Here is a 25,652-nt window from a genome sequence, read left to right on the forward strand (position 1 = left end):
TTCGTTGGCCGCGGGCCGTCCGTGGCTGGGCGCGCCCCGCGGCGGAGCCGCAAATGGCACTGCCCCGCGCCCCTGAAGCCGATAGCCGGGGCGTGCCTCAGTCGGTCACCTCGCCCGGATACGTGACGCCGACGCGGTTCCGTACCGCGTCGAGCGTTCGCATGACGGCCAGGGTGCCGTCCAGGGGGACCAAGGGGGACTCGGTCTCGCCCGCGCGGAGGCAGCGCATGACCTCGATCGCCTCGTGCTTGAGGCCGGCGCGGGTTCCGTCGGTCGCGCTCGCGGTGAACTCCTGCGGGTCGCGGCCGTCGCGGTGCAGTATGAAGCGGTCGGCGTGAAAGAAGCCGGACGGGATGTCGATGCGGCCCTCGGAACCGGTGACGGAGGCGGAGGTCGACGTGCCGCCGACGAGAGAGCAGTGCAACGAAGCGAGAGCACCGCTCTCCCACGAGAGCAGCATTCCCGTCTGGAGATCGACGCTCTCGTCGGAGAGCACCGCTCTCGCCAGCACCTCCGAAGGCTCCCCGAGCAGCAGGTGCGCGAACGACACCGGGTAGACGCCCAGGTCCAGCAGCGCACCGCCGCCCTGCGCCGGATCGCGCAGCCGGTGGGTGGGCGGGAAGGGCCCCGAAAGACCGAAGTCGGCCTGGACCGTGCGGACCTCACCGATCGCCCCCTCGTCGACCAGGGCCTTCAGACGCCGGATCAGCGGGTTGCAGTACATCCACATGGCCTCCATCAGGAAGCTCCCGCGCTCCTTCGCGAGGCCGACCAACTCCTCCGCCTCGCGCGCGTTCAGCGTGAACGCCTTCTCGCACAGCACGTTCCGCCCCGCATCGAGACAGAGCCCGGCCGCCGCCCGGTGCGCCGAGTGCGGAGTCGCGACGTACACCACATCCACGTCCTCGTCCGTCGCGAGGGCCTCCCAGTCGCCGTACGCCCGGGATATCCCGAACCGCTCCGCGAACGCCTTCGCCGACTCCTCGGTGCGCGACGCCACCGCGACGACCTCGGCGTCCGGCAGATCGATCAGATCCGCCGTGAACGCCGCGGCGATCCCGCCGGTCGCCAGCACACCCCACCGCACGCGTTCTCCCGCCATCCCCAACCCCTCGCTCCATGAGCACGATCACCGAGCCGGGGCCCCGAACGTGGCCGACGACTCGGACGCGATGGTCTCGACCACCTGTACGAGCTGAGAGCATAGGTGCCGTATTCCACAAAAAGGGAGGGGCACATGTCCGAGCGTGGCCGCACCACGCGGGACCAGGACGGCCCGGAGGGGCACATACCGAGCGCGGCCGTCGCCGAGGCCGTAACCGAGACGGTCAACGAAGAGACCGCGACCGGCGCCGCCGCGACCGCCGACGCGGTGCCGCCGGTGCCGCTGCCCGTACCGCCGCCGACGGCCCGCCGTTCCGTGGGGCTCCTCGTCACCCTCGTCCTCGGCGGCCTCACCGCCGTACCGCCGCTGTCCATGGACATGTACCTCCCGGCGCTCCCGGAGGTCACCGACGCACTGCACGCGTCCGCGGCCACCGTGCAGCTGACGCTCACCTCGTGCCTCGCCGGGATGGCGCTCGGGCAACTGGTCGTCGGCCCGATGAGCGACAAGTGGGGGCGCAGACGGCCGCTGATCGCCGGGCTGCTCGTCTACATCGTCGCCACCGCCGTGTGCGCGTTCGCGCCCACCATCGAACTCCTCGTCGCCTTCCGGCTGCTCCAGGGCCTCGCGGGCGCCGCCGGAATCGTGATCGCCCGGGCCGTCGTACGCGACCTCTACGACGGCGTCGACATGGCCCGCTTCTTCTCCACGCTCATGCTCATCTCCGGGGTCGCGCCGATCATCGCGCCGCTCATCGGCGGACAGGTACTGCGGATCACCGACTGGCGAGGCGTCTTCTACATCCTCACCGCCGTCGGTGTCGTACTGACCGTCGTCGTCTGGCGGATGCTGCCCGAGACGCTCGCGCCCGAGCACCGCCACAGCGGCGGCACCGTCGAAGCGCTGCGCACCATGCGGGGACTGCTCGCCGACCGCGTCTTCACCGGCTACATGCTCACCGGCGGCTTCGCGTTCGCGGCGCTCTTCGCGTACATCTCGGCCTCGCCGTTCGTGGTCCAGGAGATCTACGGCGCCTCCCCGCAGACGTACAGCATCCTCTTCGGCGTCAACTCCATCGGCCTCGTGGCCGTCGGCCAGATCAACGGCAAACTGCTCGTCGGCCGGGTCAGCCTCGACAAGGTCCTCTCCGTCGGCCTCGCGATCATCACCACCGCCTCGGCCGCGCTGCTGCTGATGGCGAGCGGGGTCTTCGGCGAGGTCGGCCTCGTCCCGATCGCCGTCGGCCTGTTCGTCCTCATGTCCGCGATGACCCTGTGCATGCCCAACACCAACGCGCTCGCCCTCATGCGCACCCGGCACGCCGCGGGCTCCGCCTCCGCGCTGCTCGGTACGTCCTCCTTCCTCGTCGGCGCGCTCGCCACACCCCTGGTCGGCATCGCAGGTGAGCACACCGCGGTCCCGATGGCCGTCGTCCAACTGGCGTGTTCACTGGTGGCCGTCGGCTGCTTCGTGGGACTGTGCCGTCCCTGGCGGATACAGGCGGACGCGAAGGGAGTGGCGAGCTGAGCGCACCGCGACTGCGCCCCGGCACACCGGAACGAGCCGGGCTGGACCCCGGCGAACTGGACCGTCTCGTACGGGAGTTCCGGCGGCTCACCGACGGGGACCGGCCCTGGGCCGCGGGCGCCGTACTGGTCGCCGGACGCGGACCCGTGATCGCCGTCGAGGAGGCGGTGGGGTGGGCCGTGCGGTACGCCGCCTACGACGAGGCGACCGACACGGGTGTGGAGCTGGCGCGCGAGGCCCGCGTCCCGATGACCGCGGACACCGTCTTCGACCTGGCGTCCCTCACGAAGCTCTTCACGACCGTGGCCGCGGCGCAGCAGCTGGAGCGCGGCACACTCGGCGTCGACGCGCGGGTCGGAGCGTATCTGCCGGACTTCGTCGCGGCCGTCGAGTACGGGATCACCGTGCGGCACCTGCTCACCCACACCTCCGGGCTGCGGCCCGAACTCCCGCTGTACGACTGCCGGGACAGCAGGGCGCGGCTCGCCCTGCTGCGGGCCGAGCGGCCGCTGACTCCGCCGGGCGAGGTGTACGGCTACTCGGACCTCAACATGCTGCTCCTCCAGCACGTTCTGGAACGGATCACCCGGAGCCCGCTGGACGTCCTCGTCCGGGACGGCATCACCCGGCCGCTCGGGATGACGGCCACCGCGTTCGGACCCTGCCCGGGCGCGGCCGCGACCGAGGACCAGCGACGGCCCTGGGCCAAGGCGGACCGGGGGATGCTGCGGGGCGAGGTCCACGACGAGAACGCCTGGGCGCTCGGCGGCGTCGCCGGTCACGCCGGCCTCTTCTCGACGGCGGGCGATCTGGCGGTCTTCTGCCGCACGCTGCTGGCGGGCGGTTCCTACGGCACCGCCCGCATCCTCGGCCCCGACCACGTCGAACTCCTCCTCTCACCGCCCGGCCTCGGCTTCGCCCTCGACCAGCCCTGGTTCATGGGCGACCTCGCCGGCCACGGCGCCGCGGGCCACACGGGCTTCACGGGTACGTCACTGGTGCTGGACCCGTCGACGGACACGTTCCTGGTACTCCTGGCGAACACGGTCCACCCGCGCCGCAGGCCCCCGGACAACGGCCCCCGGGCGAGGGCGGGGACGTGGCTGGCGCGGGCGGTACGGGGGGTGGCGTGAGCGGGGCGTGTCATGGTGAGCGGGGCTCTGATTTGTGAGCGGCGCTCCGGCCGGAGAGCAGTGCTCTGACATGTGAGCGGCGCTCTGGGCCGTGATCAGTGTTCTCGATGGTCGGCACCGCGCTGGTTCGTGAGCGATGTTCTGACGCGTGAGCAGCGCTCCGGGTTGTGGTCAGTGCTCTCGACAGGCGGTGCCGCGTGCATTTGTGAGCAGTGCTCCCGTGCGTGATCACTGCTCTCTTCTGTGAGCGCTGCTCACCCGGCTCACTCCGGCGCCCCTCGTAGAATTCCCCCGTGACCGCCCCAGTTTCCCGACTCTCCCCAGCTGAGACCCTGCGCGTGGCCCTGGCGGGGCTGCTCGACGGGCTGCCGCCGAAAGCGGCCGCGCAGGCCGTCGAGCGGCTGATCGCGAACTATCGGGGGATCACCCCGACCGACGCCCCGATCCTGCGCGACCGCGCGGACGTGGCCGCGTACGCCGCGTACCGGATGCCCGCGACCTTCGAGGCGGTGCGGGCCGCGCTCGACGCCTTCGCGGACGTCGTGCCGGAATGGGCGCCGGGCAGTCAGGTGGACATCGGCGGCGGGACGGGCGCGGCGACCTGGGCCGTGAACGCCACCTGGCCCGAGGAGCGGCCGGTGACCGTGCTCGACTGGGCCGAACCCGCACTCGCCCTCGGCCGTGAACTCGCCTCGCGGAACCCGTTGTTGAAGTCGGCCGAGTGGCACCGCTCTCGTATCGGAGCGGCGCTCACTATCGAGAGCACTGATCTCGTCACGGTGTCGTACGTCCTCGGCGAGCTCACCGAGCAGGCCCGCTCAGCCGTCGTGGACGCCGCCGCGACCGCCGCCCAGGCCGTCGTGATCATCGAGCCCGGCACACCGGACGGATACGCCCGCGTCATCGAGGCCCGCGACCGGCTCATCGGCGCCGGCTTCCGCATCGCCGCCCCCTGCCCGCACAGCGCCGCCTGCCCGATCGTCCCCGGCGAGGACTGGTGTCACTTCTCGGCCCGGGTCAGCCGTTCCTCGCTGCACCGGCAGGTCAAGGGCGGCTCACTGGCGTACGAGGACGAGAAGTTCAGCTACGTCGCCGCCGCCCGCTTCCCAGCGACCTCCATCTCGACCTCGACTTCCGCCCCCGTCCCCGCCCCGTCCCGGGTCGTACGGCGGCCGCAGGTCCGTAAGGGGCAGGTGCTCCTCGACCTGTGCGAGGCCGAGGAGCAGTTGCGCCGCTCGACCGTGACGAAGCGCCACGGCCTCCTCTACAAAGCGGCCCGCGACGCGGACTGGGGCGACGCCTGGCCGCCGACGGCCCTCGCCGAACCCGCTGAGCCTTCCGGGCCCGCCGGGTCCTCGGACTAAGGCTTGTCCCGCCTTGGCCGCAGTGTCGCCCGGGCCGGGCACGGGGAACGGGCTGAGCTGCTGTTGCAGCTCGGAGTAGTGGCGGTGGCGGGGCTGCCGAATCTGAGGCTGCCCGGGTGGTCGGCTGAGACGCGGGTGGTCGGTCGAGAGCTGAGCGGGACCGGCCGCGCCCGGTGCGGCAGCAGGGCCCCGGTACGGCAGCGGAGCCCCGATACGGCAGCGGAGCCCCGATACGGCAGCAGGGCCCGGACCGCTCGTCGCGGTCCGGGCCCTGCCCCGTGCGGTGCCCCCCTGCGGCGGCGGTGCGTCAGCTCTGTGCGGTGTCGTCGCCCGCCTGCCCGGCACCCTCGGCTGCGCCTGCCTTCTCGCGCATCTTGCGCACCAGCTCCGCCTTCTGGTCGGCTGCACTCTGGCGGTCGAGGTTGCGGTACGGACCGTTGTTCTGCCGTTCGGCGCGGGACAGCTTCTTGCGCTGGCCGCCGCCCATGCCCACGGGGTTGTTGATGTTCTTGCTCACGGTCACGGGTTCTCCCGGTAGTGAAGTGAAGTGATCTACGGATTCATCGGTGGGGGACGGGCGGCGACGTCGAAGGACGTCAGCAGGGGCCCGTCACGCTCTCACTCGTAAATCGGCGTCTGGAAGAACATGGCAAAGACGTTACCCGGTTCCGTCGGCCCCGCACACCAACCTTTTCGCCGCCCCGGCATCGGCCGGGCCTTCGGCGAGCGTCTGGGGTCAACTGATTCTGTCGCTGTTCAGGACGTCTCGCCGGTCGGGTCCTCCCGCGCGTCCCGTGCGTCGAGGGCCGTCTCTTCCCGGGTCGCGTTCTCCCGGGTCGCGTCCTCCCGGGTCGAGTCCGCCTGCGTCGCGTTCTCCCGGGCCGTACGGCTTTCCTGGAGCTTGCGCAGCAGTTCCCGTTTCTGGGCCTGTGGGTCGAGTCCCGCGCCGACGGGCTTGCCTCGGCCGCCGCCGCGCAGCGCCTTGCGGCCCAGGTTGCTGCGGGTGCCGCCGACTCCGAGCATGTTTCCGGATCCACCTCGGCTCACGACAGGTCTCCTCTCGCTCTGCGACTCACCTTGTGTATCGCCTTGTGTATCGCCTTGCGTAACGAGACGGTTCGTCTCGAATATGTCTCATCACTGTCCGGCGAGACGTACCGTCTTGTCAACCTGATAAATTCGACGCATGGCCCAAAAGTCCGCCCAGCCCCCGCAGAAGTCCGCCCCCGACTCCAGTCGCCGCAGCGAGAAGTCCCGCCGCGCGATCTACGACGCCGCCCTCGCCCTCGTGTCCGAGATCGGTTACCCCAAGACCACCATCGAGGGCATCGCCGCACGCGCGGGCGTCGGCAAGCAGACGATCTACCGGTGGTGGTCGTCGAAGGCCGACGTCCTGCTGGAGGCGTTCATCGATCTGAGCGCCCAGGCGGCGGAGGCGGCCGCCCGGCCGGAGGTCATCGGGGAGCAGGCGATGTACGAGATCCCCGATACCGGCGATCTGGAAGCCGACCTCAAGCTCGTGCTGAGGGCCACGGTCGACGAACTGCTCGACCCCAAGTTCGAGGCCCCGTCACGGGCTCTGGCCGCCGAGGGCGTCGTCAACGAAGAGGTCGGCCGGGAGTTCGTCGGCAAACTCCTCGAACCCCAGCTCCAGTTGTACGTGAAGCGCCTGCGGTCCGCCCAGGAACAGGGCGCTGTGCGCGCCGACATCGACCCGCGCATCGCCCTGGAACTCTTCGTCTCGCCGCTCGCCCAGCGCTGGCTCCAGTACACGGGCCCCATCACGTACGAGTACACGGACAAGCTCGTCGAGTACGCCCTCCACGGCCTCGCCCCGCGCTGACCCGTCGCCCGCCGATCCCCCACCCGCCCGTGACAGTTGTCGGCGCAGTCCGTGTGACCATGTCGACACCGGGGGTGGGCAAATCGCCTCAAAGCATGCAATGGCACTCGATCGATGGCCCGGTCGGGCATCGTCCCACCTACCCCGGATGTGGGCTCCGGCCCCCCAGAGCGCAGGATGGTGGGACCATAGGGCATGCTGACCGCACGATAGCGAGGCGAGGGGATCGATGAGCGCAGAGATGGGCCGCCACTCGGGCGGGCAGGGCAGGATCTCCCAGTGGCTGCGCGGTCGCAGACGTCCCTCGGCGGCCGACGCCGCGGACGAGGCCACGGGCCGTGAGGAACTGCTGCTTGCCGCCGCCGGAGCCGGGCTGCCGCTCGCGCCCGCCGCCCACCCCTCCGCGTACCGATGTTCCTGTGACCGTGTCGGGTGTCCCACCCCCGCGCGGCACCCCGTGTCCTTCGCCTGGCAGACGCAGTCCACCACCGACCGGGCACAGATCGAGCGGTGGGCCCGGCATCAGCCGCTGGCCAACTTCATCACCGCGACCGGCATGGTGCATGACGTGCTGGACGTTCCGTTGGAGGCCGGGCAGGAGGCGCTGGAGCGGTTGCTCGCCCTCGGGGTCGAGGTCGGGCCCGTCGCGGTGTCCGGGGGTGACCGGATGCTCTTCTTCACCGCCACTCGCGGTACGCCCGAGGACGAGGACGAGTGGTGGCCCTGCGAGTTGGACTGTCATCCCGAGACGATGGACGAGCATCCCGGGCTGCGGTGGCACTGCCGTGGGTCGTATGTGCTGGTGCCTCCGGCGCGGTTGCCGGGGGAGTTGGCGGTGGAGTGGGTGCGGGGGCCGGAGCATGGGCTGCCGGATCCTTTGTCGTTGCTTGAGGTGCTTACCGATGAGTGTGCTCGGTATGCGGGGGAAGAGCGGGACCATGTTGCGGCGTGGCCCCTTCGGGGCTGACGTCCCCCGTACCGCCCGGGGCTGACGCCCCGACCCGCCCTCGCTGATTGCTTTGTCCGCAGGCTGTCTGTGGCTGGTCGCGCAGTTCCCCGCGCCCCTAAAAGCGTCCCCTTCGGGCCGCCCCTGCTCGGTCTACTCGCCCTTCGCCGCCGTCAAGCCCTGGATTCTGCCCAGGAATTCCACCTGTTGGTTTGTCGCGGTCCTCGGAGGGTCCAGTACTGCCTGGTTGGAGATGGATTCCAGGGTGAGGGACTGGTTCGGGTCGCCTGTCATCAGGGCTTTGACGTCGGCGTTGGTGACGTTGATGGGGACGCCCTGGGCCGCTGTCTGCTTCTGGAAGTGGCGGGTGGTGAAGAAGACCAGGGCGCCGCCGTCGGTGGTGCGCAGGCCCACCGGGGCGTAGTCGCCCGAGGTCACGGGCTCGTCGATGTACTGCTGGGCGAGGCCCGGACGGCTCGCGTTCTTCGTGCGGTCGGCGCGCCACTTCGTGGTGTGCGTGCCCGCAGCGAAAGTGACGCCGCCGTCCTTGAGGTAGGTCGCGTAGTCCTGGGGGAGGTTCCTGGGCGCGACCGCCAGGTCCGCCGCGGTCGCCCTGACCGGCTCCGCCCAGCCGTCCTTGTCCTTCTTGAAGTCCGGTACCTCGTCGGCGGCGACGATCGTCAGATACGAGACCTGCCACACGTCGTTCGCATCGCCCCGGGTGAACACCAGCAGCCAACGGTCCTCGCCACGGCCCTTGTTGGCCTTCGACTCGGTGACGAACCAGCGCGGCCAGCCCGCCTTCGCCGGGATCGTGAACTCGGTGTCGGTCAGCTTCAGCGGTACGTAGCTCGGGTTGCCGCCCGGCTGGTTCGTACTGCCGGCCTTCAGCTTCGCGCCGTCGATGTCACCGAGCGCGCCGGTGACCCGGTCGGCGTCCAGGGAAGGGTTGTTGGCGCCGTTGGCCTCGTTGTAGGCGGCGGTGAAGTCCTCCAGCGCACGGGCGGCCTCGGGCTTCGTGGCCCCGGGGAGGACCTCCCGTTCCCCGTGCACCACCACGCACCCGCTCGCCGTCACCGACAGCACGGTCACCGACGCCGCCGTCAGCGCGCTCCGGCCGAGCCTGCGAGGCCTACGAGGGCCGTGATCCCTGCTCATCGGTACCGTCACCTTCCCCTTCCCGGAGGGGAACCCTACCGGGGCCGGCAAGCACGCGGACGGCGGGATCACGTACCGCGCCCGCACTGTGATCTATCGCGCCCCGCGATGCCCCAATCATCCCCCCAACGTCCGTCTCAGGCCTCTTCCCAACGTCCGTCTCAGACCTCTTCGCGCACCGGTGCCGCCGCCTTCGCCCTGTCCTTGTGCGGCCGCGAAGGCGCCAGGAAGAAGGCGAGGGTCGGTACCAAGTACAGGGACCACACGACGACTTGGAGAACCGTCGGATCCGGCTGGAAGTTGAAGATGCCCTTGAGAAGCGTGCCGTACCAGCTGTCCGGCGGGATCGTCTCGCTGATGTCGAAGGCCTTGTTCGTCAGACCCGGCAGGAAGTCCGCCTCCTGGAGGTCGTGGAAGCCGTACGCGAGGACACCCGCGGCCACGACGACCAGCATGACGCCGGTCCAGGTGAAGAACTTCGCGAGGTTGATGCGCAGGGCGCCCCGGTAGAAGAGGTGGCCGAGCACGACCGCGGTCGCGATGCCCAGCAGGACGCCGATCAGCGGGCCTTCGGTGCCGTCGCTGGACGCGCGTACGGACGTCCAGACGAACAGGGACGTCTCCAGGCCCTCGCGTCCCACGGCCAGGAACGCGGTCGCGACCAGCGCGCCCGTGCCCATCCGCAGCGCCGCGTCGAGCTTGCCGTGCAGGTCGGCCTTCAGGTGGCGGGCCGTACGCCGCATCCAGAAGACCATCCATGTGACCAGGCCGACCGCGATGATCGACAACGAGCCGCCGAGCGCCTCCTGCGCCTCGAACGTCAGCTCCTGGGAGCCGAATTCGAGCGCGCAGCCGAAGCCGAGGGAGAGTCCCACCGCGACGCCGATGCCGATCCAGATCGGCTTCAGGGCGTCCCGCCGTTCCGTCTTCACCAGGTACGCGATGAGGATGCAGACGACGAGGCTGGCTTCCAGGCCCTCGCGCAGGCCGATCAGATAGTTCGCGAACACGGCCTACGCCTCCTTGGAGTTCGCGGAGCTCTTCGGGTCCTTCGAGTCCTTCGGGTCTTTGAGGCCCTTGGAATCCTTCGAGTCCGTCGAGAACAGCGCCCGGCCCCACCAGTCGTCCTTGTCGCGGACGCCCGGCGGGACCGCGAAGACCGCCGAACCCACGTGCTGGATGTACTCGTTGAGCGCGTCGGCCGCCAGGCTCCGCTGTACCGGGATGAAGCCCTTGCGCACGTCCCGCTGGTACGCGAGGAAGAACAGCCCCGCGTCCAGGCGGCCGAGCCCGTCCGTGCCGTCCGTGAAGGAGTAGCCGCGGCGCAGGAGCGTGGCCCCGGCGTTGGTGTCGGGGTGCGCGAGCCGTACGTGCGCGTCGGGCTTCATCGCCTTGAGGAACGGCTTGTCCCGCTCCTTCGCCTTCCCGACCGGAGCACCCTCGCCCTTGTCACGGCCGAAGATGTCCTCCTGCTCCTGGAGGGAAGTGCGGTCCCAGGTCTCGATGTTCATGCGGATGCGCCGGGCCACGAGGTACGAGCCGCCGACCATCCACGCCGGGCCGTCCTTCTCCTCGACCCACACGAACTTCTTCAGCCGGTCCGTCTCCGTACCCGCGATGTTGCGGGTGCCGTCCTTGAAGCCCATGAGATTGCGAGGGGTCTGGGCCTCCGGAGTCGTCGACGACGTCTTGCCGAAGCCCAGTTGGGACCAGCGGATGACGACCTTGCCGAAGCCGATGCGAGCGAGGTTGCGGATCGCGTGCACCGCGACCTGCGGGTCGTCCGCGCACGCCTGGACGCACAGATCGCCGCCGCTGCGGTTCCGGTCGAGGTTGTCGCCCGCGAACTTCGGCAGCTCCACGAGAGCTTCCGGCCGTTCGTCGGCGAGGTCGAACTTCCCGAACAGCGACGGCCCGAAGCCGATCGTCAGGGTCAGCCGCGACGGCTTGAGGCCCAGGGCCTCCCCGGTGTCGTCCGGCGGCGCCTCCGCCAGACCCCCGTAGGCGCCCTCGCCGACCGCGCGCCCGCCAGCCATCCGCCGCGCGGCCTCCGTCCAGTCCTTCAGCAGCTGGACGAACGCTGCCCGGTCCGTCGTCTTCACGTCGAACGCGGCGAAGTGCAGCCGGTCCTGCACCGGGGTGGCGATGCCCGCCTGGTTCGTGCCGTGGAAGGCGACCGCGGCGCCCGCAGCGGCGGCGGTCGGCTCCGCGTCGTCGCCGCTACGGGCCATCGCCACCGCACCGCCGGCCGCGGCGGCCCCGAGCGCGAGCCCGGCACCGCCCCAGCCGATCAGTGAACGCCGGGACGGGGTACGGGAGTCGGCGTCCCGCGTCCCGCCGCCGGGCTCCGCGGCTTCCGCCGTGCCCGTTGTCGTATCCGTCGTATCCGTCGTATCCGTCGTGTTCGTCGTGTTCGTGGTGTTCGTGGTGTCCGTCATGGTGCCAGGGCCCCTCTTACGTCACGTCCTACTTCACGACGGCGGCGGCGAGCTTGGACAGCGGCTCCGCGAGCGCGTTCACCGCGTCGGAGAGCTCCTTGCGATCGGCCTTGCCGACCTTGTCGTACGAGGTGAACTCGTAGGAGCTCGTGTCCTCGCGGTACTTGTCGAGCAGCGTGTTCAGCGCCGCGAACTGCGTGTCGAGTTCCTTGGTCAGCGCCGCGTCGTTCTCGGAGGCGACCGACTTCAGCAGTTCGTACGACTTCTCGGCGCCCTCGACGTTCGCCTTGAAGTCGACGAGGTCGGTGTGCGAGTAGCGCTCCTCCTCGCCGGTGACCTTGCCGGTGGCGACCTCGTCGAGGAGTTCCTTGGCGCCGTTGGCCATCGAGGTCGGGGTGATCTCGGCCTTGCCGACCCGCTTCTGCCAGTCGGTCAGGTCGGTGATCAGCTGGTCGGCGAGTTCCGTGTCGCGGGCGGTGAGCTTCTTGTCCTTCCAGAGCGAGCGCTCCAGGCGGTGCCAGCCGGTCCAGTCCTTCTCCAGGTCCTGGCCCTCCTCCAGACCGTCCTCGCGCAGGTCGACCTTCGGGTCGATGTCACCGAAGGACTCGGCGACCGGCTCGGTCCGCTCCCAGCCGATGCGCGAGTCGGCGTACGTCTTCTTCGCGGCCTCGATGTCGCCGTCCTTGACCGCCTGCGCGAAGACCTTCGCCTTGGGCACGGTCTCGTCGGCCTGCTCCTGCGCGTACTCGCGGTAGGCGGCGACGGCCGAGTCCAGGCGCGGGTCGCGCTTGGCGACCTTGCCGGTGCCGGTGGCGGTGACGTCCTGGCGTATGCCCTTGCCCTTCATGCCCGGCTTGCAGGCGATCCGGTATTCACCCGCCTTCACCTCGGCGGTGACCTTCTGGCTGGTGCCGGGGCCGATGTTCTCGCGCTCGGTGACGATCCGGTCGTCCGGGAAGAGGAGGTAGACCTCGGTGACCTTGGAGCCCTTGTTCTCGACGTCGATCTGGATGTGCCCGGAGGGGAACTCCGTCTTCGACACCTCGCACTTGGAGTCCGTGGCGGTCACCTTGACGACGTGGTCGTCGCCCGCGGCGTCGCTCTTCTCGGTGCAGCCCGTGACAGCGGCCAGCGCCGCCGCGGTCGCGGCGGCGGTGACGGCGGAGAGTCGGACGGCTCGCATACAGGCTCCAAGAGGTTCACAGGAGAGACATGGGGGAGGCACAGGTCCTCGGTGAGGCTGCCCTAACTTATCTGAGGCTTACCTGACTGAAAGCCGCCCGTCCAGTGATTCAGCTCTCATTGGCGACGTAAGGGCACGGCCGGATCACGGTGGCTCAATCCATCCCCCACGAAACGGTCAAAGATCGGTCAAGAACCCCTCACGGGAGCCACCAGGACCTCGCCGGTGCGCGGATGCGGGAACACCTCGACCGGCTGCTGGTAGACGTCCGAAAGTAGTCGGTCGGTGAAGACTTCGGCCGGCCGGCCGTCGGCCACCGCACGCCCGGCGCGCAGGATCACCACCCGGTGCGCGTAGGCCGCCGCGAGTCCCAGATCGTGCAACACCACGACCACCGCGTCCCCGGCGTGCGCCCTTGCGCGGCAGACCCGGAGCACCAGTTCCTGATGGTGCAGGTCCAGGGCGGCGGTCGGTTCGTCGAGCAGCACCAGCCGGGTGCGCTGGGCGAGCACCCGGGCGAGCGCCACCCGGGCCCGCTCACCGCCGCTGAGCGCCGAGAAGGACCGGCCCGCGAAGTCGGTGACCTCGGTCGCCGCCATGGCCGCGGCCACCGCCGAGTCGTCCTCATCCTCCTCGGGCCGTCCGGCCCAGGGTGCCCGGCCCATCCGTACGACCTCCTCGACCGCGAACGGGAAGGAGAGCGCGGCGGACTGGGGGAGTACCGCCCGGCGCAGGGCCAGTTCCCGCGCCGACCAGTCGGACGCCGGGCGACCGTGGACGCGTACGACTCCTGCGGCGGCCGGGAGATCGGCGGCGAGCGCGCCCAACAGGGTGGACTTTCCCGCCCCGTTGGGCCCGACGAGGGCCAGCACCTCGCCCGCGCGGGCCACGACGTCCACGCCGGACAGCACCTCGCGCGCGCCGAGCCGGACGTGCAGGGCCTCGGCCTCGGCGAGTACGTCGCCGGGCTGTACGGGGCCGGGAGGCGCGGGCCTCGTACCGGGCGGCCTGAGCCACCCCACGCCCAACCTCATACCCACCCCAGTACCCACCCTCATACCCAACCCAGTACCCACCCTCATGCCCAACCCCCCTGCCTGCGACGGGTCCTGCGCAGCAGCCAGAAGAAGAACGGGCTGCCGAAGAGCGCGGTGAGCACCCCGAGCGGCAGCTCGGCGGGCTCCACGACGGTGCGGGCCGCGAGGTCGCCCGCGAGCAGGACCGCCGCACCGCCCAGCGCGCTGCCGGGAATGAGGAAACGATGGCCGGGGCCCGCCGCCATACGCAGCAGATGCGGGACCACGAGCCCCACGAAGCCGATGACGCCGGACACGCTCACGGCCGCGGCCGTCAGCAGCGCGACGACCAGGACCAGGACGATCCGCAGCCGCTCGACGTCCACGCCCAGATGCCGGGCAGGCCGCTCACCCAGGGACAACAGGTCCAACTTCCGTGCGTAGAAGGGCGCCACGGCCAGACCGGCCACCGCGCACGGCAGCACCGCGAGCACCTTCGGCCAGGTGGCCTGCGAGAGCGAGCCGAGCTGCCAGAAGGTGATCTGGTTCACCGCGGCGGTGTCCGCGAGGAAGATGAACAGACCGATCAGCGCGCCCGCGAAGGCGTTCACCGCGATACCGGTGAGGATCAGCGTCACGACCTCCGTACGGCCGCCCGAGCGGGACATCGAGTACACCAGCAGGGCCGTGCCGAGGCCTGCCACGAAGGCGAAGGCGGGGAGGGTCCAGTTCCCCAGGAAGTTCAGACCGAGCGAGATCGCGGCGACCGCGCCGACCGCCGCGCCCAACGAGACGCCGATGACGCTCGGTTCGGCGAGCGGATTGCCGAACACGCCCTGCATCAGCGCGCCCGCGCAGCCCAGCGAGGCGCCGACCAGCAGCGCGAGCACGATGCGCGGGAAGCGGACGTTCCAGAGCACGGACTCGGGGACGCGGGCGAGTTCGGTGCCGCCGAGTCCGGCGCGGTGAGCGAAGGACGACAGGACGTCACCGGGGGAGATCTCGTACGCGCCGAGCCCGGCGGAGGCCAGGGTGAGCAGGCCGAGGAGAACGGCCAGGCCGACGGTGAGCAGCCAGGGGGTGCCGCGACGGGGTCTGGCGGGGAGTTCGCCGGCGACCGCCGTCGCCCCGGTTTCGGCTACCGCCTCCCCGGTCCCGGCCGCCGTCTCGCCGGTCCCGGCTTCCGCCTCCCTGGTCCCGGCTTCCGCCTCTCCGTTCCCGGCCGCCGTGGCGTGGTCCTCGGGTGCGGCGCCCTTGTCGGTCACGGTCACTTGGCATCCTCGTACAACTGGTTGACCAGGGACTTCAGTACCTGGTCCGTGCGGGGCCCGTAGTTGAGGAGGACGCCGTCCTCGATCGAGACGACCCGGCGCTCCATTCCGGCGGGGGTCTGGGCGACACCGGGGATCTCGACGAGACCGTCCACGCCGCCGACGGATTCGAGGCCCTTGGACATGACGAGGATCGCGTCCGGAGCGGCCTGGGCGAGGGCCTCCGTGGTGATCGTGGTGAAGTCCTTCTCCAGGCCCGACTCGGCGCCGGCGTCGACGGCTCCCGCCGCTTCGAGCAGCGAGGTGGCTCCGGAGCCCTTGCCGCCGATCAGATAGACCGAGGCAGTGCCACGGAGGTAGAGGAAGGCGACGCGCGGCTTGTCGGTCTGCTTAGGAACGTCCGCGCGCACGGCGGCGAGCCGCTCCTCGGAGCGCCGGGTGAGTTCCTTCCCGGCGGCCGGTACGCCGAGGGCGCGGGCCACCGCCTCGATGCGCGGGCCCACGTCGTCGAGGCCCTTCGCCGGGTCGACCACGAGGACGGGGACGCCCGCGTCACGGATCTGGCCCATCGCCTCGTCGGGCCCGGTGGTGGTCTCGGCGAGAACGAGGTCGGGCTTGAGCGACAGGACGCTCTCCGCGGAGACGTCGTGGTTGCGGGTGACCACCGGCAGCTTTTCCGCCTGCGCGAAGGTGGCGGTGATGTCACGGGCGACGACCCGGTCGCCGAGCCCGAGCGTGAAGACGATCTCGCTGAGGCTCCCGGAGAGCGGCACGATCCGCCGGGCGGCGCTGACGGTGACGTCCCGGCCGTCGGACGAGCGCACGGTGACCGGGAGTTGGGGGGTCGGGGCGTCCGCCAGAGGCTCGACGCGGTCGGCGGCGGTCGTGCTCCTGCCGCCCGGCTCCTTCTCGGCCGAGCCGCCGTCGTCGGAGGCGCAGCCAGTGGTCACCGTGAGTGCGAGCACCGCCAGCAGTGCACCTGCCACTCGTGTACGCATGCGTCGCACGGTCGCGTAATCCCTTTCGGTCGGATCGGTCTGCGGTTCCTCGGTGGGACGGGGTGCCCCGTCCCACCAGGGGCGCGGGGCTGTATCGATATGCGGCTCCGCCGCAGGGCGCGACCGGCCCCCACGGTCCGCAGCCAACAAACGACCCGCAGTCCCCCTCTTCTGTCTCATCCGACGCTTCCCGCATCGACAGACATAGCTTAGGTTAGCCTTACCTTTCTCGCCAGAACCGCCCCGGATCCGGCCAGATCCCGCCCGTCCCGGAGGACCCGAATGCCCTCGCGCCCGCCCCTACGCACCTACGTGACCCTGCTCTGCGCAGCAGTACTCGTGGCACTGCTCCCGGCCGGTCAGGCCCAGGCGGCCAGCCGAACCGTGCAGGGCGGCCGCCTGGACTGGGGCATCAAATCCTCCTTCCAGAGCTACGTCACCGGCCCGATAGCGAACGGCAGTTTCTCCCTCACCGGCGGCGCCGCCACGGTCGGCGGCAGCCAGTTCCGCTTCCACTCGGCGACCGGGACGTACGACGGAACGTCGGGCGCCTTCAACGCGGGCTTCTCCGGCGGTGTCCACTTCCGCGGACACAAGACGGACGACGGCTCCTACCAGCTCGACCTCACGATCAGCCGCCCCACCGTCCGCCTCGCCGGCAACGGCGGCACCCTCTACGTCGACATCGTCAGCAAGGCCAAGGACACCGGGACGGTCACGACGTCCTCGCAGGTGCCCTTCGCCTCCCTCTCCCTGGGCGGCGTCAACATGAAGGGCGGCGGCAACGCGGTCCAGTTGAACAACCTGCCCGCCACCCTGACCGCCCAGGGCGCCAAGTCCTTCGCCGGGTACTACACGGCGGGCACCGCCCTCGACCCGGTCAGCCTCTCGGCGGACGTCAAGGCCGCGGCTGCCGCCGAACCGTCGCGCACGCCGTCCCCCTCCCCGTCCAAGTCCAAGGCGAAGAAGGAGACTTCCGGCCGGATCGAGGACGGCGCCGTCGACTGGGGCGTGCGCCGGACCTTCCGCGAGTACGTCACCGGGGCCATCGCCAAGGGCGAGTGGAAGCTCACCGACGGTGCCGAGGACGGCGGGGCGCTCTTCCGCTTCCCGAAGGGCTCGGGCACGTACGACGAGAAGAAGCGGACCCTCGACGCGGCCTTCGCCGGAGCCGTCCGCTTCACCGGCGAGCAGGGCCTCGACCTCACCCTCGGCGCACTCCGGGCCAAGGTCACGGACGACGGCAAGGGGACGCTCTACGCGGACGTCACCAGCGCGGGCGGTACGGGCGGCACGGCCAAGGCCAACGGCACGGCCAAGGCCAACCGCACGGCCAAGAAGGTCCCCCTGGTCACCTTCACGGCCAAGGATTTCAAGCCCAAGGACGGCCTCGCCCAGCTGATCGAGGCACCCACGAAGCTCACGGCCGACGGCGCCAAGGCCTTCGGCGGCATGTACAAGGCGGGCACGGAGATGGACCCGGTCTCCCTCGCCGTCGCCCTGACCGACAGGGCCGAACTGCCCGCCCTGCCCGACCTGGGCAGCGCGGAGTCGGCCACTCCGGAAGCCGCGGCCGCCGAACCGAAGACGGCCGAGCCCAGGACCGAGGCCACCGCGAGCGATTCGGACGTCCCCGTTCTGCCGATCGGCCTCGCGGCAGCCGCCCTGATCGCGGTGGCCGCCGCCTTCGTGATCATCCGCAGGCGTCAGGCGCAACCGGCCGCCCACGCCCCCGAAGAGAACTGAACTTCCCAGCGCGGTCCGCCAGTTGAGCGGACTCCCACACGACTTCCACACACTGAACCAAGGAGACCCACGACCATGGCCGCCAACCGCCGCCGCCCCATGACTCCAGGGCGTGTCGCCCTCGCCGCAGCCTGTGCGACCGCCGTCACGCTCGGCGCCACCGCGCTCGCCGCGACGTCCGCGTCCGCCGCCGAAGTACCGCTCAAGGGCTACGAGTTCACCTGGGGCATCAAGCAGTCGTACCGCACGTACGTGACCGGGATGGCGGCCGGCAGCTTCACGCCCGAGGGCGGCGCCACGCAGGCCAAGGACAACGGCGCGTTCACCTTTGTCAACGGCACCGGGACCTATGACTCCGAGGCCCACACCGTGGCGCTCGGCTTCGAGGGCAGCCTGAAGATCGTCTCCAAGCTGCACGGCTTCGAACTCGCCCTGTCCGACGTGAAGTTCGACAGCAAGGCCGCGAGAGTCACCGCCGACGTCACGAGGAGCGGTACGACCCAGCAGGACGTGCCGCTCGCCGAGGTCACCGTCACCCGCACGATGACGGACATGGAGACCAAGCTGACGAAGGAGGCGGGTGACGTCTTCGGCAGCGCCAGCTACACGGGCGCGGCCGGCGACCCCCTGACGGTGGTGGAGAAGAAGACCGAGTCGCCGTCCCCGTCGCCCTCGGGTTCGACGACCCCGTCGCCCACCCCTTCCACGACACCGTCCACCACGCCCTCGGGCACCCCGTCCACCACCCCGTCACAGACCACGAGCCCGACGCCCTCGGGCACCGAGGCCCCCGCCAAGGGCGACATCGCCGACGGCACCCTCGGCTGGGGCGTCAAGCAGTCCTTCCGTACGTACGTGGTGGACGGTGTGGCCAAGGGCAGGATCACCGTCTCCGGCGGCGCGGCGCAGGCATCCGGCAACGGGATCTTCACCTTCCCCGACGCCACCGGGACGTACGACACGGACGCCGACACCCTCAAGGCCGCCTTCAAGGGCTCGGTCAACTTCAAGGGCCATGAGACGAACGGCACTTACGGCCTCGACCTCACCCTCAGCGACCTCAAGGCGGAGGTCGACGGCGGCTCCGGCAAGCTGACCGCCGACGTCGAGAGCCTCGGCAAGAAGTCCGCCGACGTGACCCTCGCCGAGCTCAAGCCCAAGTCCGCCGACCTGACGGCCAAGAACGACGTCATCACCCTCGACGACGTCACCACCACCCTCACCAAGGCGGGCGCGGAGGCCTTCGGCGGCTTCTACCAGGCCGGCGCCGAACTCGACCCGGTCGACCTCTCGGTGGCCGTGTCCGAGGACGCCGAACTCCCGGACCCGGACCCGACGTCGTCCAACGGCACGACGGGCGGCACGACGGGCGGCACGACCGGCGGAACCACCGGTGGGACCACCGGCGGCGCGGGCACGACCGGCTCCACCACGGGCGGTGTGACGGGCGGCCTCGCCTCCACCGGCTCCGACGTCCCCGTCGGCGCCCTGGGCGCGGCGGCCGCGGCGACGGTCGCCGCGGGCGCGGGCGTGGTGTTCGCGGTACGCCGCCGCCGCACGACGGACGCGCCCCAGGCCTGACCGGCCCCCGACACATCCGGCCGCCGCCCCCACCATCAGGGGCCGGCGGCCGGATGCGTACGCACCCCTCCCGTGGTGCTTGAATGCCCGTGTGACTGATTTCGACGTGCTGCGAGTCTTCTGCGGACCGCGCGGTGAGTACGGCAACGATCTCGGGGTCGTACGGGACGGTTCCGTACTGCCGGAGCGGGACGAACGGCAGGCGTTCGCGGCCAAACTCGGTTTCAGCGAGACGGTGTTCGTGGACGACCCCGAGCGCGGCGTCATCGACATCTACACGCCCAGCGTGCGGCTGCCCTTCGCCGGATACCCCTGCGTCGGCGCGGCCTGGCTGCTGGACGTGCCCGAACTCGTCACGCCCGCGGGCGTGGTGGGCACCCGCCTCGACGGCGAGTTCAGCTGGATCGAGGCCCGCCCGGAGTGGCCGGAGCCGCGCACACTCCGCCGCTACGACACGGCGGCCGAGGTCGACGCGCTGGAGGTGCCCCCGCCCGGGGAGTGGCTCTACGCCTGGGCCTGGGAGGACGAGGCGGCCGGCCGCATCCGCGCCCGAGGCTTCCCCGGCCGCGGCGACGGCATAGACGAGGACGAGGCCACAGGCGCCGCCGCCCTCCAACTCACAGCACAACTGGGCCGTGCCCTGAACATCGTCCAGGGCACGGGTTCACAAATCCTCACGGCCCCCCAGCCGGAGGGCTGGGTAGAGGTGGGCGGCAGGGTGTTCTTGGAACGCTGAGAGGCTGGGTTTTTCGGAGGGGCTGAGCGCCAGCTTTTTGTCTTTAGGGGCGCGGGGAACTGCGCGACAAGCCCCCACCGGCCCGCACCCGACAAACAACCAACCCAGCGGAGCGCTCACGCACTCAGGCGGAACTCCTCACTCAAAGCAACAAAGACTGCGATGTTGAGCGCGAACGCCCGCTTGCACTCAGCAATGATCCGCTGCTTCTCCAGATCATCGGCAAGCACACCGTCAAGCACCTCGCGATAACTCCGCTTGAACGCCGCGGGGTTGCCGATGTCCTCGAAGACATAGAACCGCACCCCGTCACCCTTGCGCGTGAAGCCCCACGTCTTCTCCGCCTTGCTCCGGACGACCTGTCCGCCGGAGAGGTCGCCGAGGTAGCGGGTGTAGTGATGCGCGACGTACCCACCGGGCCACGTCCGCGCGCACTCCGTGATCCGCGCCGTGTACTCCTCCGTGGCGGGCAGCGCGGTGACGTCCTCGCGCCATCCCGGGCCCCGCAGATGCGCGAGGTCCTGCTCCAGAGCGGCCACGCGCATCAGCTCGGGGCGGAGGAACGGTTCTGCCACCGGGTCGCCGGTCAGCTCTCGCGCGCCTTCCTCAAGAGCCCGGTAGACGAACCACAGCTGCTCGGTGTAGCGCGTGTACGCGTCCACGCCGAGCCTGCCGCCCAGCAACTCGCTCATGAACGTCGAGTCGTGCGCCTCCGCGTGCTGCTCGTGCGACGCGGCGCGTATGAGTGTCGAGAACGGTGTACTCGACGAGTTCATGGAGACCTCCGGGGCCGAAGGGGGACGAGAGCCGGGCCCATCTTGTATGGTTAGGCTTACCTAAGTCAACAGGTTTCCCGACGCCCTGTCGGTAAAATCGTACCCCGGATCCCGGCTCATCCACAGAGAAAAGCCGCCCCTCTGTCCGAGTGGGCGGCTTGGCATGGAAAAGGGCGGTTACGGCAGCGTCAGCACCTCGGCGCCACTGTCCGTGACGACCAGCGTGTGCTCGAACTGGGCGGTCCGCTTGCGGTCCTTCGTCACGACGGTCCACCCGTCGTCCCACATGTCGTACTCGTGCGTACCCAGCGTCAGCATCGGCTCGATCGTGAACGTCATCCCCGGCTGGATCACGGTCGTCGCGTGCGGGCTGTCGTAGTGCGGGATGATCAGCCCCGAGTGGAACGACGAGTTGATGCCGTGCCCGGTGAAGTCCCGTACGACCCCGTACCCGAACCGTTTCGCGTACGACTCGATGACCCGCCCGATGATGTTGATCTGCCGGCCGGGCTTGACGGCCTTGATGGCACGGTCGAGGGACTCGCGGGTCCGCTCGACGAGCAGCCGCGACTCCTCGTCCACGTCGCCGACGAGATACGTGGCGTTGTTGTCGCCGTGCACGCCCCCGATGTACGCCGTCACGTCGAGGTTGATGATGTCGCCGTCCCGCAGGACCGTGGAGTCCGGGATGCCGTGACAGATGACCTCGTTCACGGAGGTGCACAGGGACTTCGGGAAGGCGCGATAGCCGAGCGTGGACGGGTAGGCGCCGTGGTCGCACATGTAGTCGTGGGCGACGCGGTCCAGTTCGTCCGTGGTGACACCGGGCGCGATGAGCTTCGCGGCCTCCGCCATCGCCCGCGCGGCGATCCGGCCCGCGACCCGCATCGCCTCGACGGTCTCCGGGGTCTGGACCTCCGGTCCGGTGTACGGCGTGGGGGCGGGCTTGCCCACGTACTCGGGACGCCTGATGTTTCCCGGCACGGGACGGGTGGGAGAAAGCTCCCCTGGTACGAGCAGCGACTGGCCAGACATGCCAGCGAGTCTAACCAGCGGGTGTGGGGGACGATGTCACTGGCGAAAGGAGCCTCAGCCATGGCCCTGTTCAAGAAGCGGACCGCCGGGAAGCCGGGCGAGTGGTACTACTGCCTGGAGCACAAGAAGGTCGAAGAGGGCCCCGACTGCCCGGGCAAGGACCGCTTCGGCCCGTACGCGACCCGCGGCGAGGCGGAGCATGCGATGGAGATCGCTCGAGAGCGGAACCTCGAATGGGAGAACGACCCCCGCTGGCATGACTCCGCTGCGCGGGGCTCCGAAGACGACTAGTCGCCGGTTGTGACCTGCGGGCCCGTCGTGGCTGGTCGCGCAGTTCCCCGCGCCCCTAAAAGATGAAAGGCATGGGGCGCAGCCCCGCCTTTCAGGGGCGCGGGGAACTGCGCGACCAACCCCCACCGGCCCGCACACGCTTCACGCACCGGCAGTCGCCCCTTCCCGCGTCTTCTTCAACCGCACCGCATGCTCATTCGTCCGCACGTCGTACGTCATGAGCTTCGGAAGGCACAACGCAAGCGCCCCCACCGCGCCCACGCACAGCACACCCCCGGCCCACACAGACCCCCGCACACTCATCCACGCGGCCATCCCGCCGGCCCGTACCTGTCCCAGCTGCGGCCCCACCGAGTACGACAGCAGCTCGATGCCCGCCAGCCGCCCCCGCAGCTCGTCCGGGATCGTCTGGTTCCACATCGCCGCGCGGAAGATCCCGCTGACCATGTCGAAACACCCGCCCAGCGTCAGGAACAGCAGCACCAGCCACACGTCGTGAACGGCACCCGCGGCCACCATCGCCAGCCCCCAGAACGCCGCCGCCAGCACCACCATCCGCCCGTGCCGGTGCACCCGGGAGGTCCACCCGCTCGTCAGGCTCACCAGCAGCGACCCGGCGGGCAGGGCCGCGTACATCAGGCCGAGCGACCACTCCGCGTCCAGCTCGTCCGCCAGGAAGGGCAGCACGGCCAGCGGAAACGCGAAGAACATGGCGGCCAGGTCGATCGCGTACGTACCCAGCAGTTCCTTGCGGCTCCACGCGTACTGCGCCCCCTCCAGGATCGACCGCAACGACGGCTTCGCGGCCTCATGGGCGGCGGGAGAGGCCGCGAGGCCCACCGCGAGCACGACCGACACCACGAAGGTCGCGAGGTCCGCCGCATAGGCCCAGCCGAGCCCGGCGTACGCCACGACGAGCCCGGCCACCGCCGGACCCGCGACGCCGCCGACCGTCCACCGCAACGAGTTGAGCGCGGCTGCCGCGGGCAGGTGCTCGTGCCGGACGATGCGCGGCGTGAGCGCGTCCAGGGCGGGTCGCTGTACCGCGACGAGCGCGGAGGAGAGCGCGGCGACGGCGTACAACGGCCACACCAGCGGCTCCGGCAGCAACGCGTTGACCAGGAGCACGGCGCTCAGCAGCCCCTGCCCCACCTCCGTCCAGACGATCAGCTTCCGCTTGTCCAGGGCATCGGCGAGCGCCCCGCCGTACAGCCCGAACACGATCAGCGGGACGAGTTCCACCGCGCCGATCGCGCCGACGGCCACCGCGGAACCGGTCAGCTCCTTCATCTGCACCGGCAGCGCGACGAAGGTCAGGAAGCTGCCGAAGTTGGTGACGAGCCCGGCCACCCACAGCCGCCGGAAGTCGGCGGAGGTCCGCCACGGCGCCAGATCGGGCAGCAGCGCGCGCAGGCGCGAGGCAGCCGGGCCGGATGCACCGTCGGGGGCGGCATCGGGGGCAGGGGTGGAGGTGTCGCGATCGGGTTCCGTCACGAGGGGCCATGGTCCGGCGCGGCCCCCGACGAGGACAAACGCTTTTTCGACCGCCGAGAACCTTCAGGCCACCGGCGCGTACGTGACCGGCGCACTGCTGGCACGTACGACACCGGCGCACGACCGGCGCGTACGTGACCGGCGCACGACCGGCGCGTACCTCACCGGCGCACGACCGTGCGTGCCTCACCAGCGCGTCGGCGGCGGTGACGTCAACTGGTCCGCCAGCCACGACAGCCGGTCCCGGAACCGCCGCCTTCCCCGGGGCGCGGGCAGCGAGTTCTCCCCGGCCGCCGCGCTGACCAGGTGCTGCACGGTGTCGAGATCGAGTTCGAGGGCGAGGTCCGGTGCCGACGGCACAGCGAGCGCCTCGTGCGCCATCGCGTGCAGCTCGCGGTCGCCGGAGTCCAGCGCGAGGACCGTCGCCCCGGCCCGGCGTGCGTCGTGGACCCGTTCGAGGAGCAGGGCGCCGGGTGAGTCCGGGGCCACTACGAGGAGCGTCTCGCCCCGCCTGGCCGCCTCGATCCGGCCGAGTCCGACGGCCAGTTGGGCCGGGTCCCCGGGCCGCGCCCCGTGCCGTACGAGCGTCGGGGTCAGTTCCGGCGTGCCCGACCAGGCGGCCTCGTCCACCAGATGCGCGGCCAGGTGCCACGGCTCGTACTCCGCCGTCCCCACCAGCAGCAGCCCGCCCCCGTGCGGCAGTACGGAGGACCGCAGCGCTCCCGCGAACCTCCGGGTGGCAGCCGGCCACTCGGTCCCGGCGAGCACTTCGCGCAACAGGGCGACGCGCACAGCATCCATGCGCCCGCATCCTGCCGTAACCGGCCACTCGACAGGCGGAGTTCACCATGAATTCGCCCAAGGTGGGAAGAGTGTCCGTCCCCGTCGTGAAGAGAGGGCTCCATGACCACTGCTGAGGCATCAGTGCCGTTCCGGGCGGGAAAGGAGGGCTACGCGAGCTTCCGTATCCCGGCCGTCGTCGCCACCGGCGGGGGTACCGGCAGCGGCACCCTGCTGGCCTTCTGCGAGGGCCGGGTCGGCTCCCGAGACGACTTCGGGAACATCGACATCGTGCTGAAGCGCTCCACGGACGGCGGTCTGACCTGGGGCCCGCTCCTGGTCGCCGCCAAGAACGGCGACGCGCTCTCCGGAAACCCGGCCCCGGTCGTCCTCGACACCGGCCGCGTCCTGCTCGTCCACGTCCGCAACGCCGCCCTCGCCACCGAGGACAGCATCCGCCGCGGCAAGGTGGCCGCCGTCGACGGACGCCGCGTCTGGGTCCAGCACAGCGACGACGAGGGCCTCACCTGGTCGAGCCCGAAGGAGATCACGAAGCAGACGAAGAAGGACACCTGGCGGTGGTACGCCACCACCCCGGGCCACGCTCTCCAACTGAGCACCGGCCGGGTCGTCGTCCCCGCCAACCACTCCCTCCCGCCGGCCGGCAAGGACACCGGCACCGAGGGCAAGTACAACGGCGGGCACTGTCTGCTGAGCGACGACCGCGGCGAGACCTGGCGCATCGGGTACGTCGATGACAACACCGACAACTACATCAACGTGAACGAGAGCACCGCCACCGAACTCCCCGACGGCCGCGTCTACTTCAACACCCGCACCGACTCCACCGCCCCCGGCACCCGCGCCGACGCGTACTCGAAGGACGGCGGCCAGACCCTGGTCAAGCCCTTCCGGCCGCAGGCCGGCCTCACCGGACCCGTCGTCGAGGGCAGCGTGCTCCAGCTCCGCGACCCGGACGTCCTGCTGTACTCGGGCCCCGCCGACCCGGGCTTCCGGGCCGTGATGACGATCCGCGCCAGCACCGACGACGGCCTCACCTGGCGGTCGGCGCACACCGTGGACGGGCTGCCCGCCGGGTACTCCGATCTCGTCCGCGTCGACGCCGACACCGTCGGACTCCTCTACGAGACGGGCGACTTCGGCGCGTACGAGACGATCACCTTCCGCAGGGTGCCCGTGACGGGGCTCACCTGAGCGCGGCGGGCGGGAA

Annotated in this window: 24 protein-coding genes; 10 read left to right on the forward strand and 14 right to left on the reverse strand. The window is 70.6% G+C overall.

Translation table 11 applies throughout. From position 1 onward, the window contains the following. Nucleotides 1-97: 97 nt before the first annotated feature. Nucleotides 98-1,102, reverse strand: a complete 1,005-nt coding sequence (locus tag OHA11_RS34030) for a Gfo/Idh/MocA family protein (RefSeq protein ID WP_266502864.1) — start codon at nucleotides 1,100-1,102, stop codon at nucleotides 98-100. A 135-nt stretch (nucleotides 1,103-1,237) separates the two neighbouring features. Here OHA11_RS34030 and OHA11_RS34035 point away from each other — a divergent pair, with 135 nt between their 5' ends. The 3 genes from OHA11_RS34035 to OHA11_RS34045 all read left to right on the forward strand — a co-directional run bounded on the left by OHA11_RS34035 (nucleotide 1,238) and on the right by OHA11_RS34045 (nucleotide 5,129). Beyond that, entirely contained in the window at nucleotides 1,238-2,632 is a 1,395-nt protein-coding gene (locus OHA11_RS34035; protein WP_266502865.1) for a multidrug effflux MFS transporter, read from the forward strand. Next, complete coding sequence (locus OHA11_RS34040; RefSeq protein ID WP_266502867.1) at nucleotides 2,584-3,765, forward strand: serine hydrolase; 1,182 nt, start codon at nucleotides 2,584-2,586, stop codon at nucleotides 3,763-3,765. Before OHA11_RS34035 ends, OHA11_RS34040 begins: the two co-directional genes overlap by 49 nt. Nucleotides 3,766-4,058: 293 nt before the next feature. Next, entirely contained in the window at nucleotides 4,059-5,129 is a 1,071-nt protein-coding gene (locus OHA11_RS34045) for a small ribosomal subunit Rsm22 family protein (RefSeq protein WP_266502869.1), read from the forward strand. 307 nt (nucleotides 5,130-5,436) lie between these two features. On the opposite strand, the gene OHA11_RS34050 is transcribed toward OHA11_RS34045, so the two are convergent. Then, nucleotides 5,437-5,652, reverse strand: a complete 216-nt coding sequence (locus tag OHA11_RS34050; protein WP_266502870.1) for a DUF6243 family protein — start codon at nucleotides 5,650-5,652, stop codon at nucleotides 5,437-5,439. A 233-nt stretch (nucleotides 5,653-5,885) separates the two neighbouring features. Then, the gene (locus tag OHA11_RS34055) at nucleotides 5,886-6,152 is read right to left on the reverse strand and encodes a DUF6243 family protein (RefSeq protein WP_266507648.1); all 267 of its coding nucleotides are present in this window, start codon (nucleotides 6,150-6,152) and stop codon (nucleotides 5,886-5,888) included. A gap of 163 nt (nucleotides 6,153-6,315) precedes the next feature. Between OHA11_RS34055 and OHA11_RS34060 the strand changes: the two genes are divergently transcribed. Together OHA11_RS34060 and OHA11_RS34065 are read left to right on the forward strand one after the other, a co-directional pair. After that, a complete protein-coding gene (locus tag OHA11_RS34060) occupies nucleotides 6,316-6,972 on the forward strand; it encodes a TetR/AcrR family transcriptional regulator (protein ID WP_266502872.1) in 657 nt (218 codons plus the stop codon). A gap of 229 nt (nucleotides 6,973-7,201) precedes the next feature. Next, nucleotides 7,202-7,939: a bifunctional DNA primase/polymerase gene (locus OHA11_RS34065; RefSeq protein ID WP_266502873.1), complete on the forward strand. Its 738-nt coding sequence runs from the start codon at nucleotides 7,202-7,204 to the stop codon at nucleotides 7,937-7,939. A 132-nt stretch (nucleotides 7,940-8,071) separates the two neighbouring features. Here OHA11_RS34065 and OHA11_RS34070 read toward each other — a convergent pair whose 3' ends face one another. The 7 genes from OHA11_RS34070 to OHA11_RS34100 all read right to left on the reverse strand — a co-directional run bounded on the left by OHA11_RS34070 (nucleotide 8,072) and on the right by OHA11_RS34100 (nucleotide 15,982). Then, entirely contained in the window at nucleotides 8,072-9,076 is a 1,005-nt protein-coding gene (locus OHA11_RS34070) for a hypothetical protein (RefSeq protein WP_266502875.1), read from the reverse strand. A gap of 161 nt (nucleotides 9,077-9,237) precedes the next feature. Beyond that, nucleotides 9,238-10,086, reverse strand: coding sequence for an iron uptake transporter permease EfeU (gene efeU / locus OHA11_RS34075; RefSeq protein ID WP_266502877.1), 849 nt, complete (start codon nucleotides 10,084-10,086; stop codon nucleotides 9,238-9,240). Nucleotides 10,087-10,089: 3 nt separating this feature from the next. Continuing rightward, on the reverse strand, nucleotides 10,090-11,514 hold the full coding sequence (gene efeB, locus OHA11_RS34080) for an iron uptake transporter deferrochelatase/peroxidase subunit (protein WP_266502879.1): 1,425 nt from the start codon (nucleotides 11,512-11,514) through the stop codon (nucleotides 10,090-10,092). Nucleotides 11,515-11,542: 28 nt separating this feature from the next. Further along, nucleotides 11,543-12,697, reverse strand: a complete 1,155-nt coding sequence (gene efeO / locus OHA11_RS34085) for an iron uptake system protein EfeO (protein ID WP_266502880.1) — start codon at nucleotides 12,695-12,697, stop codon at nucleotides 11,543-11,545. 188 nt (nucleotides 12,698-12,885) lie between these two features. After that, the gene (locus OHA11_RS34090; protein WP_266502882.1) at nucleotides 12,886-13,731 is read right to left on the reverse strand and encodes a heme ABC transporter ATP-binding protein; all 846 of its coding nucleotides are present in this window, start codon (nucleotides 13,729-13,731) and stop codon (nucleotides 12,886-12,888) included. A 44-nt stretch (nucleotides 13,732-13,775) separates the two neighbouring features. After that, the gene (locus OHA11_RS34095) at nucleotides 13,776-14,984 is read right to left on the reverse strand and encodes an iron ABC transporter permease (RefSeq protein ID WP_266502883.1); all 1,209 of its coding nucleotides are present in this window, start codon (nucleotides 14,982-14,984) and stop codon (nucleotides 13,776-13,778) included. Next, nucleotides 14,981-15,982, reverse strand: a complete 1,002-nt coding sequence (locus OHA11_RS34100; RefSeq protein ID WP_266502884.1) for a hemin ABC transporter substrate-binding protein — start codon at nucleotides 15,980-15,982, stop codon at nucleotides 14,981-14,983. The genes OHA11_RS34095 and OHA11_RS34100 overlap by 4 nt, the downstream gene beginning before the upstream one ends. Before the next feature lie 282 nt (nucleotides 15,983-16,264). Here OHA11_RS34100 and OHA11_RS34105 point away from each other — a divergent pair, with 282 nt between their 5' ends. From OHA11_RS34105 to OHA11_RS34115, 3 genes are all read left to right on the forward strand, one after another. After that, nucleotides 16,265-17,728, forward strand: coding sequence for an HtaA domain-containing protein (locus OHA11_RS34105; protein WP_266502885.1), 1,464 nt, complete (start codon nucleotides 16,265-16,267; stop codon nucleotides 17,726-17,728). Between the two features lie 75 nt (nucleotides 17,729-17,803). After that, entirely contained in the window at nucleotides 17,804-19,309 is a 1,506-nt protein-coding gene (locus OHA11_RS34110) for an HtaA domain-containing protein (RefSeq protein WP_266502887.1), read from the forward strand. Between the two features lie 91 nt (nucleotides 19,310-19,400). Next, nucleotides 19,401-20,045 carry a PhzF family phenazine biosynthesis protein gene (locus tag OHA11_RS34115; RefSeq protein WP_266502888.1) on the forward strand — a complete coding sequence of 215 codons (645 nt, stop codon included), beginning with the start codon at nucleotides 19,401-19,403 and terminating at the stop codon, nucleotides 20,043-20,045. Between the two features lie 116 nt (nucleotides 20,046-20,161). Here the strand turns inward: OHA11_RS34115 and OHA11_RS34120 are convergent, their stop codons facing one another. Together OHA11_RS34120 and map are read right to left on the reverse strand one after the other, a co-directional pair. Then, nucleotides 20,162-20,821: a heme oxygenase (biliverdin-producing) gene (locus OHA11_RS34120; protein WP_266502889.1), complete on the reverse strand. Its 660-nt coding sequence runs from the start codon at nucleotides 20,819-20,821 to the stop codon at nucleotides 20,162-20,164. Nucleotides 20,822-20,998: 177 nt separating this feature from the next. Beyond that, on the reverse strand, nucleotides 20,999-21,856 hold the full coding sequence (map, locus tag OHA11_RS34125; RefSeq protein WP_266502890.1) for a type I methionyl aminopeptidase: 858 nt from the start codon (nucleotides 21,854-21,856) through the stop codon (nucleotides 20,999-21,001). A 60-nt stretch (nucleotides 21,857-21,916) separates the two neighbouring features. Here map and OHA11_RS34130 point away from each other — a divergent pair, with 60 nt between their 5' ends. Then, on the forward strand, nucleotides 21,917-22,147 hold the full coding sequence (locus tag OHA11_RS34130; protein ID WP_266502891.1) for a hypothetical protein: 231 nt from the start codon (nucleotides 21,917-21,919) through the stop codon (nucleotides 22,145-22,147). 141 nt (nucleotides 22,148-22,288) lie between these two features. On the opposite strand, the gene OHA11_RS34135 is transcribed toward OHA11_RS34130, so the two are convergent. Together OHA11_RS34135 and OHA11_RS34140 are read right to left on the reverse strand one after the other, a co-directional pair. Further along, nucleotides 22,289-23,560 carry an MFS transporter gene (locus OHA11_RS34135; RefSeq protein WP_266507650.1) on the reverse strand — a complete coding sequence of 424 codons (1,272 nt, stop codon included), beginning with the start codon at nucleotides 23,558-23,560 and terminating at the stop codon, nucleotides 22,289-22,291. A gap of 267 nt (nucleotides 23,561-23,827) precedes the next feature. Beyond that, nucleotides 23,828-24,442, reverse strand: a complete 615-nt coding sequence (locus OHA11_RS34140; protein ID WP_266502893.1) for a hypothetical protein — start codon at nucleotides 24,440-24,442, stop codon at nucleotides 23,828-23,830. 102 nt (nucleotides 24,443-24,544) lie between these two features. On the opposite strand from OHA11_RS34140, the gene OHA11_RS34145 reads away from it, so the two are divergent. After that, entirely contained in the window at nucleotides 24,545-25,636 is a 1,092-nt protein-coding gene (locus OHA11_RS34145; RefSeq protein ID WP_266502895.1) for an exo-alpha-sialidase, read from the forward strand. Nucleotides 25,637-25,652: the final 16 nt, after the last annotated feature.

Origin of the sequence: Streptomyces sp. NBC_00878 (assembly GCF_026341515.1) — a bacterium.
GTDB lineage: Bacteria > Actinomycetota > Actinomycetes > Streptomycetales > Streptomycetaceae > Streptomyces.

What these genes read in the sequence shown, in the direction of transcription:
- OHA11_RS34030 (WP_266502864.1), bottom strand. Translation starts at nt 1,102, where the DNA reads ATGGCGGGAGAACGCGTGCGGTGGGGTGTGCTGGCGACCGGCGGGATC.
- OHA11_RS34035 (WP_266502865.1), top strand. Translation starts at nt 1,238, where the DNA reads ATGTCCGAGCGTGGCCGCACCACGCGGGACCAGGACGGCCCGGAGGGG.
- OHA11_RS34055 (WP_266507648.1), bottom strand. Translation starts at nt 6,152, where the DNA reads ATGCTCGGAGTCGGCGGCACCCGCAGCAACCTGGGCCGCAAGGCGCTG.
- OHA11_RS34060 (WP_266502872.1), top strand. Translation starts at nt 6,316, where the DNA reads ATGGCCCAAAAGTCCGCCCAGCCCCCGCAGAAGTCCGCCCCCGACTCC.
- OHA11_RS34065 (WP_266502873.1), top strand. Translation starts at nt 7,202, where the DNA reads ATGAGCGCAGAGATGGGCCGCCACTCGGGCGGGCAGGGCAGGATCTCC.
- OHA11_RS34070 (WP_266502875.1), bottom strand. Translation starts at nt 9,076, where the DNA reads ATGAGCAGGGATCACGGCCCTCGTAGGCCTCGCAGGCTCGGCCGGAGC.
- efeB (WP_266502879.1), bottom strand. Translation starts at nt 11,514, where the DNA reads ATGACGGACACCACGAACACCACGAACACGACGAACACGACGGATACG.
- efeO (WP_266502880.1), bottom strand. Translation starts at nt 12,697, where the DNA reads ATGCGAGCCGTCCGACTCTCCGCCGTCACCGCCGCCGCGACCGCGGCG.
- OHA11_RS34090 (WP_266502882.1), bottom strand. Translation starts at nt 13,731, where the DNA reads ATGAGGTTGGGCGTGGGGTGGCTCAGGCCGCCCGGTACGAGGCCCGCG.
- OHA11_RS34100 (WP_266502884.1), bottom strand. Translation starts at nt 15,982, where the DNA reads ATGCGTACACGAGTGGCAGGTGCACTGCTGGCGGTGCTCGCACTCACG.
- OHA11_RS34105 (WP_266502885.1), top strand. Translation starts at nt 16,265, where the DNA reads ATGCCCTCGCGCCCGCCCCTACGCACCTACGTGACCCTGCTCTGCGCA.
- OHA11_RS34110 (WP_266502887.1), top strand. Translation starts at nt 17,804, where the DNA reads ATGGCCGCCAACCGCCGCCGCCCCATGACTCCAGGGCGTGTCGCCCTC.
- OHA11_RS34120 (WP_266502889.1), bottom strand. Translation starts at nt 20,821, where the DNA reads ATGAACTCGTCGAGTACACCGTTCTCGACACTCATACGCGCCGCGTCG.
- map (WP_266502890.1), bottom strand. Translation starts at nt 21,856, where the DNA reads ATGTCTGGCCAGTCGCTGCTCGTACCAGGGGAGCTTTCTCCCACCCGT.
- OHA11_RS34130 (WP_266502891.1), top strand. Translation starts at nt 21,917, where the DNA reads ATGGCCCTGTTCAAGAAGCGGACCGCCGGGAAGCCGGGCGAGTGGTAC.
- OHA11_RS34140 (WP_266502893.1), bottom strand. Translation starts at nt 24,442, where the DNA reads ATGGATGCTGTGCGCGTCGCCCTGTTGCGCGAAGTGCTCGCCGGGACC.
- OHA11_RS34145 (WP_266502895.1), top strand. Translation starts at nt 24,545, where the DNA reads ATGACCACTGCTGAGGCATCAGTGCCGTTCCGGGCGGGAAAGGAGGGC.